The sequence below is a fragment of the Undibacterium sp. Xuan67W genome (genome assembly GCF_049340165.1).
Taxonomy (GTDB): domain Bacteria; phylum Pseudomonadota; class Gammaproteobacteria; order Burkholderiales; family Burkholderiaceae_D; genus Undibacterium.
The window spans coordinates 44,588-57,063 of the sequence record NZ_JBMPPN010000022.1 but is presented as its reverse complement, the minus strand read 5'-3'; the positions used below and the strand labels follow the sequence as shown (position 1 = coordinate 57,063).

6 protein-coding genes are annotated in these 12,476 nt (G+C 50.9%); 1 reads left to right on the top strand and 5 read right to left on the bottom strand.

The genetic code is table 11. From position 1 onward, the window contains the following. Positions 1–154: 154 nt before the first annotated feature. Positions 155–931: a uroporphyrinogen-III C-methyltransferase gene (gene cobA, locus ACO0LE_RS16990; RefSeq protein ID WP_422961526.1), complete on the bottom strand. Its 777-nt coding sequence runs from the start codon at positions 929–931 to the stop codon at positions 155–157. Between the two features lie 473 nt (positions 932–1,404). Between cobA and ACO0LE_RS16985 the strand changes: the two genes are divergently transcribed. Next, on the top strand, positions 1,405–3,645 hold the full coding sequence (locus tag ACO0LE_RS16985) for a TonB-dependent receptor (protein ID WP_422961525.1): 2,241 nt from the start codon (positions 1,405–1,407) through the stop codon (positions 3,643–3,645). Positions 3,646–3,782: 137 nt separating this feature from the next. Here the strand turns inward: ACO0LE_RS16985 and ybiB are convergent, their stop codons facing one another. From ybiB to nirD, 4 genes are all read right to left on the bottom strand, one after another. Continuing rightward, entirely contained in the window at positions 3,783–4,775 is a 993-nt protein-coding gene (gene ybiB, locus ACO0LE_RS16980; protein WP_422961524.1) for a DNA-binding protein YbiB, read from the bottom strand. Between the two features lie 63 nt (positions 4,776–4,838). Continuing rightward, positions 4,839–8,783 carry a two-component regulator propeller domain-containing protein gene (locus tag ACO0LE_RS16975; protein ID WP_422961523.1) on the bottom strand — a complete coding sequence of 1,315 codons (3,945 nt, stop codon included), beginning with the start codon at positions 8,781–8,783 and terminating at the stop codon, positions 4,839–4,841. Positions 8,784–9,113: 330 nt separating this feature from the next. Next, positions 9,114–11,870 carry a molybdopterin-dependent oxidoreductase gene (locus ACO0LE_RS16970; protein WP_422961522.1) on the bottom strand — a complete coding sequence of 919 codons (2,757 nt, stop codon included), beginning with the start codon at positions 11,868–11,870 and terminating at the stop codon, positions 9,114–9,116. Positions 11,871–12,061: 191 nt separating this feature from the next. Continuing rightward, entirely contained in the window at positions 12,062–12,415 is a 354-nt protein-coding gene (nirD, locus tag ACO0LE_RS16965) for a nitrite reductase small subunit NirD (RefSeq protein ID WP_422961521.1), read from the bottom strand. Between the last annotated feature and the right edge of the window lie 61 nt (positions 12,416–12,476).

The following is a 12,476-nucleotide window of genomic DNA, read 5'->3' as shown; positions in this document are numbered from 1 at the left end:
GAGGATTGAGGCGTGATTGTAGCCGATGTAATCTATGCCATTTAAGGACTGTCAACAATTAAACGGGTAAAAAAATATTCCTCGATTTAATGATGAGTCACCGAAACAAGTTACAAAAAAATACGCCACTAGTTGGATTGTGGCAGGACGAAGCCTACGCACCCATTGGTGCGGCCACTGATGGCAAACTATTTAATTGATATTGTGCATCAGCACAGCGCACTACATCGCCTATCACAATGACGCTTGGACTCCCTAGCGACGATGCAGACAAATCTCTGGCGAGATGCTGCAAAGTCGTGATCAGTTGATTCTGATGATTCCGGGTCGCCGATTGAATGACGGCAACTGGCGTGGTGACAGACAAACCACCGGCGATCAATTCACCCTGAATCTGCTGGCAATGCGCGACGCCCATATAAATCACCAGAGTTAGTCCGGTTTTAGCTAAGGCAGCCCAGTCAGGGCGATGAGCCGGTGTTTTGCCGTGCCCAGTAACAAAAATTGCTCCCTGCGCCCAGTCTCTGTGCGTCAATGGTATGCCCAGACTGGCTGGTGCCGCCAGCCCGCTACTGATGCCATTGATCACTTCGACGGCGATTCCATGCTGCATCAGATGCTGACGCTCTTCGCCGCCGCGGCCGAAGATAAAAGGATCTCCACCTTTCAAACGGACAACACATTGACCTGCCCGCGCCTCGGCCAGCATCAGTTTTTCAATAAAAGCCTGAGGTGTTGACTGACAACCGCCGCGCTTGCCGACTTGCACAATCCGTGCGGAGGGCGAGGCATGCTGCAATACATCAGGATTGACGAGATCATCAATCATGACGACATCCGCTTGCGCAATCGCTTTAACCGCTTTAATCGTCAGCAAGTCAGGATCACCAGGGCCGGCGCCGACCAAGAATACTTTGCCATTGTTACGCATAAATTATGTCCAGAAGATCGTTCAGATACACCTGCTATGCAAGTCACGTTCCATGAAAGCCATCCCATGGTTCGCGGGATTGAACATAAACCGCACTATGTTAGTGCAATCAAGTAGGTAAATGCCCTCCCATTTGGCAGCGATCTCTCAACTTGTATTCCCCAAAATCATTTATAAAATTTCTGAATATCAATAGTCTGTTTTAATTTTGCAACGAAAAGATGTCACATTTCTCAAATTTGCATGTCATATAAACTAATTCTTGACTTGGTTGTTGCAAGAAGAGATAACAGAGCTATTGAAAGCGCAAACGATTGCGCAATCATTGAGCACCGAAGCTTTGAGCTTTGTCGTCGTGCATCAAACGCTGCACGCACTGTTTTTGGTCAGGTCAGCGGGGATACGAGGCCGTTCCAAGAAATACCCGCTCTACTGACTATATGTCGTTTCAATTAACCGAGAGGATGAATCAGATGCAACAACCAACTACCAAGCTCAGCTTGCTGGCACTTGCGGTAGCAACTGCCTTCCCTATGCATGCTGCCTTCGCCCAGACGAAGTCTGGCGATACCAAAGATTCCACCCAATTAGAGACCGTGATCGTCACGGCCAACCGCCGCTCAGAAAACATCAAGGAAGTCCCGATGTCGATCTCTGCAATCAAGGGTGAGGCTCTGGACACGTATAACGCCAGCGGTCAGGATATCCGCGCACTTGCTTCACGCGTACCTAGTCTGAACATTGAATCCGATTTTGGCCGCGTCTTTCCGCGCTTCTATATCCGCGGTCTGGGCAATACCGATTTTGATCTGAATGCGTCTCAGCCAGTCGGTCTGATCTACGATGACGTCGTGCAGGAAAACCCGATTCTGAAAGGTTTCCCGATTTTTGACGTAGATCAGGTGGAAGTTCTGCGGGGTCCTCAAGGCACATTATTTGGCCGTAACTCGCCTGCAGGTGTCATCAAATTTGAATCAACTAAACCAACCAACGTCTTTGAAGGTTATGCAAACCTTGGTTTGGGCAATGACAAAGCAGTCAATTTTGAAGGCGCAGTCAACGTACCGTTAAATAGCGATTGGGCAATGCGTTTATCCGGTCAATCGCAATCACGTGATGACCGCGTCACCAACCCGCGCAGCACTGGGACCAAGGAACTCGAAGGCTACCACGACAAAGCAGCGCGTATCCAACTGGCTTATAAGAACGGCGGCTTCAGCGCATTGTTCAATGCCCATGGTCGCGATTTGTCGGGCAACGCTACTCTGTTCCGTGCCAATATCATTCAAAAAGGTACCAACGAACTGGTACCTGGCTTCAACTACAGCAGCTATCCGACTGACGGTATCAATACTCAAACGCTGAGTTCATCGGGTGTCAGCGCGCGTCTGCGCTGGGATTTTGATGGCATGACACTGTATTCCATCACTGCTTACGATAAAGCAAAGCTGTACAGCCGCGCTGACGTCGATGGTGGTTATGGTGCATCTTTTGCGCAACCTATGGGCCCTGGTTTTATTCCATTCCCATCAGAGACTGCTGACGGCGTACCAGATCTGAAACAGGTGACACAAGAAATTCGTCTGCAATCGAATACAAAAGATGCTCTGCAATGGATCGCCGGTATTTATTACTTCAAAGAAGATCTGCAAGTCGATAGTTTCGACTTCAACTCATTGGGCGGCAACGTACAAGATGGCTACGCAGTACAGCACCAGCATGCGAAATCATGGGCAACATTCGGCTCTCTGAATTATGCCGTGAGCGACCAACTAAAATTGCGTGGTGGTATCCGCTATACCAGTGATAAGAAAGACTTTGATGCAAGCCGTCCATGGACACCGGGCTCCGCACCTAGTGCTAAACCGACGGTCTATACTGCAAGCCCAAGCTCTACGAACATTAGCTGGGATTTAGGTGCCAACTATGCCGCGGATTCAACAACCAATTTCTTCGGTCGTATAGCAACTGGTTACCGCGCACCAAGTGTGCAGGGTCGTGTTTTATTTGGTGACAGCATCTCTGTTGCAAACTCTGAAAAAGCGCTGTCTTTTGAAGCCGGTATCAAAAAGGACATCCTAGACAATACTGCACGCGTCACTGCAACCGTATTCCAGTACACCGTCAAAGATCTGCAATTGACTGCAGGTAGTGGCGCAGTCAATCAAAACAAACTGGTCAACGCAGACAAAGCAACTGGTCAGGGTTTTGAAGTTGATCTGCAAGCAAATCTGAACCGCAACTGGAAATCAACGGTCGGCGTCAGCTATAACGACACCGAAATCAAAGATTCCAAATTGTTTGTCTCTCCTTGCGGCAACGGCTGTACTGTCACGAATCCGGCAGGACCAGTTGCAGGTACAGTATTAATCGGTGGAAATCCATTGCCACGCGCACCGAAGTGGGTAGGCAACTTCACGCTCAAATATAGCACCCCGATTGCTGACGGCGATCTGTATGTATTCACTGACTGGGCATACAAAGACACCTACAACATGTTCTTGTATGAAGCCAAAGAATACAAAGCCAAATCCCTTCTGGAAGGCGGCTTGCGTGTTGGCTACAAATGGGCGGATGGCAAGTATGAACTGGCTGCTTATGGTCGCAACATCACCAACAAGCAACAAGTCATCGCAGCGATCGATTTCAACAATCTGACAGGCATTCTGAACGAGCCACGTAGCTATGGTGTCCAGTTCAAAGCGAATTTCTGATTGAAGCAAACTCATTGATTAGTCACTGTAATTCATGACAAAAAAAGCGCCGGTTCATCCGGCGCTTTTTTCATATATTTTTCGTCAAATCTGACTTCAATATCCCTCTACTGCACTGCATCAATGGACATCCAACCTTAAGCCCTCACAGGTCGCTCTTTGAGTAATTTAGCGGCCAACACACAATGTTCGACCTGATCTGCAATATTTGCAGGCACTACCACATCGCCCGCCAGCACAGACTCAATCCAGCGAGCCGTAGTCGCCGCATCACAAGTCTCAGGTACATCCGGCAAATCGCCGGACAGACTCTGATGCGTCTGTACCAGGGTCGTACATTGTCCCTCATGAAACCAGTCAATCTGTTGCGCACGTCCGGTACTCGCCACCGTCTCCCCCTCCGTACCTCGCATCAGAAAAGCATCGCCACGTTCATGCGGTGCAATCTCAGAAAAATACTGATGCAACATAATCTGATATTCAGGATGCGTATAGGAAGTCAGCCTCAAAGCCGGACTGGTAAACGGCTGCAGGATTTTCACCAGCGTATGGGTCGAATTGCGAACCCCCAGGATTCTGCGCATCGCCAGAATACGTGTCATTGCAGGAGACAGGACATCTATCGACATGAAAGCTGGTTCATGCTGCGTCATCTGTGCTTCCGCCTGCGCGGCAGAACCCGCAAATGGTTTACCAAGCGCCTCAAAAATTTCTGCTGTTGTCACCCGCCCGGCATCTTTCAGCACACCATGTACCAGCACTGGCACACCTCTGCGCGCTAACAGCAAAGCAAGCAAAGGGGTCAGGTTCGCCTTCTTACGGGCGCCGTTATAGCTAGGGATCACCAATGGAGCATATGGTCCATCTGATGGCGCATGTAAGGCCAGAATCTGCGTCTGTGCCGCTGCCATAAAGCCCGCAATTTCCTGTACCGATTCGCCCTTAATGCGCATCGCCAGCAGGATCCCGCCCATCTCCAGATCAGAGACCCGCGCCTCCAGCATGGCACCATACAATATCTGAGCATCCTCTTGCGACATGCTACGGGCACCTTCTTTTCCACGTCCGATTTCTTTGATAAAGCGGGCTGCGGGAAATGACTCAACTAAAGCGTTTTTGTCTGTCGTCATCATTCTGAAGTAGTAAAAAATGCGCTGATAAACTAATCATCAACAAATTATGTGGGAAGATACTTACAAGGTCGTCAGCCGGTTTGCGGCCAAGTAATCTGCGCGACACACGCGCTCCAGTTCGCCGTTTTGAAGCAAGGTATCCGCCTCTAACATGACACGCTGAAAGAAGTCATCCTCCCGCGTATGCTCAGTGCCATATATTCCATCCCAGGCATTACGACCGTCGACCTTAGCCCGATACAAACTCTGATCGGCAAGCTCAAGCACCTGCAACCAGGTAAGCAAGTGCGGATTGTGCGGCAAAAAGGGGTAGCAGGCAAAACCAACCGAACAAGTCTGCACCAGCGTGACATTATCTGAAATGACAAATGAGGTACGGGCGACTGCAGTACATAAACGCTCAGCCAAGCCTTCAGCCTCTGACCGGTTAACAGCTCTGGCAACAATCAAAAACTCCTCGCCTCCCCATCGCACCAGATAATCCGAGTCCCGGAATACTTCTTCCAGTCTTGCACGCATTTCAATCAATACAAGATCACCAGCGGCATGACCGTGCGTATCGTTCACGACCTTAAAGTGGTCAAGATCCACCAGAAACAAAATCAGATCCGCCTGGGCAGGTGCTGGCAATTCAGGTTTTTTCAGATACTCGTCATACTGCCGTAACACCCACGCGACGTCGGCATCCATGTGCTGTAACAAATACCGTCTATTACCCAAGCCTGTCAGAGGATCGGTCAAACTAATTTCTTTGAGCTCTCTGTAGGTGCGTTCCAGTTCAATATTTTTCCGCACTACCTCAGACTGCGTTTCGCTCAAGGTATGTAAAATCAGTTTCAGTTGTTTGTAGGCTTCTGCATTATCCAGCGCGATTGCGACATAGGAGCAGATAGTGCGGAAAATCATACACTCCCGGTTGCCATAAGCATGCTCGCGTTCAGACTGAATTGTCATCACACCCAATACTCGCTCATCAATCATCAGGGGCGCAAACAATGCAGACCTCATTTGCCGGGTACCAGGAATATGCGTCTGGTCCACCGAATCGAGGCTCAGATTCATCAATACTTCAGTTTTTTCCCGCACGGCTCTCGCCGCATTCGAGGTCGGTGATGCCAGATCAATCGACCAGTCAGGTAGTGCAAGACCATCCTCCCGACCAAATTCCCGATCTAGGCGGTCACCACTAAAATTGATACGGTAGATCGACAAATTCCTATCGCCAAAAATCCCGCCGATATGATGATGTACCGTTTTAAATACCGCAGAGCTATACAGGCTGCCAGTAATTTCACGGCCGATATCGCTGAGTTGCCTCAAGACGTCTGCGGATAAAGCAAGTTCCACATTAGCTTCGCTCAAGCCCTTATTGGCGAGTTCTAATGCGGTTTGCTTCTCTCTTAGCTCCAGCGTTCTTTGCCTGACTTCGTTCTCCAGTTCCGACTGACGTATTCGAAGATAAGCGGTTCTTCTGCGAACAATCGCCACTACCACCGCGAGACAAGCTAAGGCAAGCAAAGTACGGAACCAATAAGTCTGATACCAAGCAGGTAAAACACGTATTGGTAACTCCAGCGCATTTTCGGTCCAGACGCCGTTGCGATTTGATCCTCTCAACAATAAGCGGTAATTCCCAGGAGGTAAATTTGTGTACGAGGCGAGTCGCCTTGAATAATCGGTAGTGATCCAGTCTTTATCAAATCCCTCGAGCCGATACTGATAACGATTATTTTCGGGTGCAGAATAATCGAGTGCAGAAAATTCAACTGCCAGTGAATTGGTATCCGAAGGCACGAGAACCCGGACATCTGATGCATCGCTATCGCCGTCACCGGAATGCAGCATATCCAGAGCAACCACTTTCCCGCCAATACGAACCTCAGTAACAACCACCGGCGGACGATACGTCCACTCCTCCATTTTGTCTGGACGAACGACCGTTAAGCCTCCGACACCGCCAAACAATAACTCACCTTCGGCTGTTACCGCGCCTGAGTGCGACCAATAGCCTGCAATACCGACGCCGTCGGCGCGATGCAGAGTACGGATACGAAAATCGGCGGGATCAATGACCGCCAGTCCCTCTGATGTACTTGCCCAAATTTTTCCCTCACGATCCAGCAGCAAATGGGCAATCGTATCGCTAGGCAAACCCTGTTCTTTCCCGAGGCGACGAAATACCGGCTGTCCCTCACTGGTGTATCGTTCGACGACATTAATGCCGCCGCCGATCGTGCTGACCCACACCCGTCCCTGTCGATCCGTCAGCATCGACAAGATAACAGCGGCGGACAACGCATTAGATGTCGCTGGCGCAGCGGCAATTCGAATCACTGATCTGAGATCCGCATTGAAAAAATTAAGCCCGTTTAAGGTCCCGATCCATGCTGTGCCATTTTTTCCGCGCTCAATTACATTGACGCGCTGGTCTGTGAGTTGCTGGTAGCCTTCAGGGCGAAAACTTTGATTTTTTTGCTGCAGCTCGCTTAGCCATAAACCATCTTCGCGACTGCCTATCCACAAGCGTCTTTCATCGAACATCAACGCATCAACTGACGCTGCAGGATCTCTGGGGGCAAGCAGCAGACGCTCGACCTGTCTGCCACCGAGGTCTGCTTTATACGCGCCACGAGCCGTTCCGATATACACATCACCTGCTGGCGAGTTGCTCATTGTGTAGACACGGTCATTCGGCAGGGCTTTTTCAGGATTTTTTGGATCTGGCCGTAAGGAACCGACCCGCATACCAGACGGATCAAGAATATCAATACCGTTATCGCGCAAGCCAACCCAGACTCGCCCATCTTTGGCGGGCAAAACTGCCAGGACATCTGTGTCAGAAATGCTATCCCGCCGATTGGCGGCACCAAAAATTGTGACGATAGAGCTCTGTGTAGGATTAAATAAATTGATACCGCGTGTCGTCCCTGCCCAAACCAGACCTGAGCGATCCTTTAACAACGCCCAGACAGCGTTGTCACTCAAACTGGTGACCAATGTGGCGTCATGACGTAAGCGTCGGGTCTGCATCGAGCGCGTATCGATTCTCACGATTCCTTGTCCGTACGTACCAAGCCAGATAATCCCCGGATTCACTTCGAGGATGGCGTGCACCCCCTCACTTAGCAAGGCAGAGTCCGACGGTGCGCTCTCCGTGACAGTCAGGGCTGTACCGGTATGCGGGTCGATAACAAAGGCGCCATTCTTGCGCGTACCAACCCATATTCGTCCGTCACTTGCTTCAAATAATTGCCAGACTGCCGGTAAAACTCCGTTCGAAGTCGTCAGTGGTACCGGTGCAAATGCTCCGCGAGCCCCCATGCGCACCAATCCCTTGCTACTACCGATCCAGAGTTCACCCTTGCTATCACGCAATACCGCTGCAATTTTATCGTCAGGCAGACTCTGGGCGTTCTGCTCATCATGAGTCACTACGGTAACGGCATCAGAATCACCGTCAACATGATTCAATCCTCCTGCCGTCCCGACCCAGACACCACCCGCTCCATCATCGGTGATCGACTGTACCAAGACATGGCTCAATCCCTGGGGTCCTACTGGGAAGTGCACAAAACGGTCTTGATCTTTATCATAACGTGCCAGTCCGCCCGCATTCATTCCTACCCACAAGCGTCCCCTGCTGTCTTTATGCAGCGTCTGGATAAAACCGTCAAGCAAGGCTCCCGCCCGTTTTGGATCTGGTAGATACGAGCGAAAACGATATCCATCCCAACGCGCCAAACCACTTTGCGTACCAACCCAAAGAAAACCATCACCATCTTCCGCTAGAGCAGTCGCAATCGAATAGGGCAATCCCTGCTCTTTGCCCAAGCGTTGAAAAATCGTATCTGCTAGTTGCGACCATCGCTCTGGTGGCTGCGTTGCGCTTACTGGCACAGCGCTTGTTTGCGGTTTGCTGACTATCTGGCCGGCACGCGACACCGAGGACTGACCAGACGTTATTGACGAAGCCAGCGTTGTGAGTGGCAATTGCAAAAAAGCCATTACCAGCATTATCCGATATTGGTTCTTGCTTACGTGCCGTAACAAGCGTTTTAGCAGCAAAAATACGAGGGATATCTGCAGCGAGCAGGAACGAAAAATTGCGGGCAGCTCTAGATAGACGCTGTCCGCATTTGTTTTATTGGCTACATATTGATGCGAATTCATATCCCAGAGGGTCTTTAGCTGACACCCACTATGTTGTCTGGGATATAGGATGCCACAATTTTTAGTGCATCCTATATCCCATAACAAGGTTTTAATCCTTGAAGCAACACAATTCCTAAATTAGATTGGTCATCTCGAAAAACACCCAGCACATCGTCACGATCTTTATACCGCGACCGGCTCACTCCGGATCACAATCATCTTCTTCAGCTCTGGCACACAAGAACCACAATTCGTGCCACATTTAAGACGCGCTTGCAGTCCTGCAAGCAGCTCATCCGGGCTGCCAGTCATTCCGCTCAGCGCGCTATTGATTTCAGCATCAGCGACGTTCAGGCAACTGCATACGACCTTGCCTCTTGCCGTAAACCCTTGTGGCGCACTGGTGCTCGGCATCAGTAACAAGCGACCGAGCTTGGCGACCGGTTCTTCATCGACCAGATAGGCTTTCAGCCAGCTTTCTGCCGACACGTCACCGGCTAAGGAGACCGCCGCCAGCGTGCCATCCTTGACCATGATGTGTCTTGCATTACCACGCTTACTATCGTCGTAGCGCAACACCTCAACACCTGTGATACCGAATAACTGCTCGATCTGTTGCGTCAACTCCGGCGCTGCGGCGTAGTCGTCTGCAGCACGAAACAAGATGCCTGTTTTGTCACGGCCAAACGGGGTACAACTGGCATAAGCAAACTCACGCATGTAAGGACGTAATGCTTTTTGCAAGACCAAGGCTTGCTCCTTATCGATCCAGGCAAATACCAAGAAACGCCACGGCAATTCTGCCTTAAGAATTTTGACCGCTGCAGCCTTCAGCTCGGGCTGCTTCGAGCTAGGATCGATTGCCGGTGATGTCAGCGCATTCACGCCGTAACCAGCGTTCTCGCCCTGACCACGGCCGGATACATATTCCTCACCCCAGTGCATGGCGACAAATACCTGCCCGGCACGCATCTCGTCGCTCTCTTGCACAGCAAAAATCTGCGACCCGCGCCGGCTCGTCACGTGCACCAGATCGCCCTGCTGCAGAAAGCGTCTTTCCATATCTTGCTTAGACATCGCAATCCCAGGCTCAGCTGCGTGTGAAAACAATTGTGCAACCGTGCCGGTGCGGCTCATACCGTGCCATTGATCACGCAAACGTCCAGTATTGAGCTGGAACGGATGGCGTGCGTCGATCGTGTCCTTGACCGGCTGATACACAGTGTTGACGAAACGGGCACGTCCGGTCGCAGTCGGGAAAATACCGTCCTCATACAAGCGTTGCTGCCCTTTGCTCGCCCCTTCCGGATAAGGCCATTGCTGCGCGCCGGCCTGCTCCAGAATCGCATAGGACAAACCTGTAATATCAAGGTCGCGCCCACGGGTACTTTCACGATGCTCGTTCCAGACCTGCTCCGGTGTTTCGTACGGAAAAATCGAATGGGCTTTACCTAATAAGTTTTCCAGCTTGCGCGCAAACGCGGTGGCGATTTCCCAATCGTGCCTGGTCTCACCCGGCTTATCCAGCGCCGGGTTGACGCGGGTGATGCGGCGTTCAGAATTGGTCACCGTGCCGGACTTCTCCGACCAAGTCGTCGCTGGAAGCAAGATATCGGCATAGGGCACGGTCGCTGTGGTGCTATAAGCTTCTTGCACGATCACCAGCTCCGCGGTATTGAGTGCTGCCCGTATCAGATTTTGCTCTGGCATGGACTGGGCAGGATTCGTGCAGACGATCCAGATAATTTTGATCTCACCGGCACGCACGGCATCAAACATTTCGACTGCCGTTTTGCCTGGCGCCGCAGGTACATCGTCCACGCCCCACAGCGCGGCGATTTCGGCACGGTGCACTGGATTAGCTAAATCGCGGTGCGCCGACATCAGATTCGCCATGCCACCGACTTCACGACCGCCCATCGCATTGGGCTGTCCGGTCAATGAAAACGGGCCGGCACCAGGTTTGCCAATCTGATGCGTGGCGAGATGCAGATTAATCAATGCGGCATTTTTTGCCGTACCGGATGACGATTGATTCAAGCCCTGGCAATACAGGGACAGCGTGGCTTTGGATTGTCCAAACCAGCTGGCGGCCTGGGCTAAATCGGCCTCTGTAATACCGCAGGTCTGAGCGACGAATTTGGGGGTGTAATCGCGCACAGTTTGCTTGAGTTCAGCGAAGCCTTCCGTGTGTGCCGCGATGTACTCATTGTCGATCAGGTCTTCCCACAAACACAGATACAGCATGCCATTGAATAAGGCGACGTCGGTACCAGGCAAGATCGGTAAAAACAAATCAGCTTCACGGGCCGTATCTGTACGGCGCGGATCGGCAACGATAATTTTGAGTGCAGGATTTTTTTTGCGCGCCTCTTCGATACGACGATACAAAATCGGATGGGCGTATGCCGTATTCGAACCTACGATAAAAATGACTTCTGCCAGATCCAGATCTTCATAGCACGCGGGTGGCGCATCTGCGCCCAACGTCTGTTTGTAGCCAGCGACCGCGCTCGACATACAAAGCCGGGAATTGCTGTCAATGTTATTGGTACCGATCAGACCTTTGGCGAGCTTGTTAAAAACATAGTAATCCTCAGTAAGCAACTGACCAGAAATATACAATGCCACGCTGTCGGGACCATGCGCTGCAATCGTGTTGGCGAACTGTTGCGCCATCTTATCTAAGGCGACATCCCAATTCACCCTGCTGCGCGGCTGCTCACGCGTCGCACGCATCTCCGGATATAAGGCACGCGTTTGCATCTTGATCGCGGGTTGTGCCGACAGATGCAGCGTGCTGCCTTTGCTGCATAAACGGCCAAAGTTCGCGGGGTGATCAGGATCGCCGCGAACCCCAGTTACTTGCTGGCCTTCGGTCTGAATAATGACACCGCAACCTACCCCGCAGTAACAACAGGTGGCTAGTGTTTCGGTCATGTGCTTACCTTTTTGAGAATGCAGAAATACTATACTCCATACCAGTATTATTTAAAGTACCAATAAAAACGTGCAGAAATGGCATAGTTTTAATATAAATAAAGGGGAGTATATTAATTTTCGTACTAACGACAGTATCTTGGCGAATTCAGATTGGTGAGATACCTGTGTAGGCAGGCATCGTTTCTCAATCACGCACTCACGGGATCAAGAGCGAGATTTTTCAGTTCATCGGCATCCAGAAAAACCTGGCCATTGTCGATTTTCAGTGCAAATTTTTGCGTACAACCTTCGTCTGGCGATACCGCGCACCCCGTCGGCAATTCAATGTTCCAGTTATGCAGCGGACATGCCACTTTTTCACCAAAGACGATTCCCTGAGACAGCGGACCGCCCTTGTGCGGACATTTATCGAGCAGGGCAAAAACTTTATTTTCGCTGTTACGAAAAATCGCGACATCGGGTTTGGCGCTGCGGGTCACTACACGCGCACCGAGTACCGGAATATCATCAACGCTACAAATAGATTTCCATTGTTCGGACATGGTGTTTCCTTTTTTATCTCTCACACATGGCTGCGGCTCACACATCCATGCGGCGTTCTGG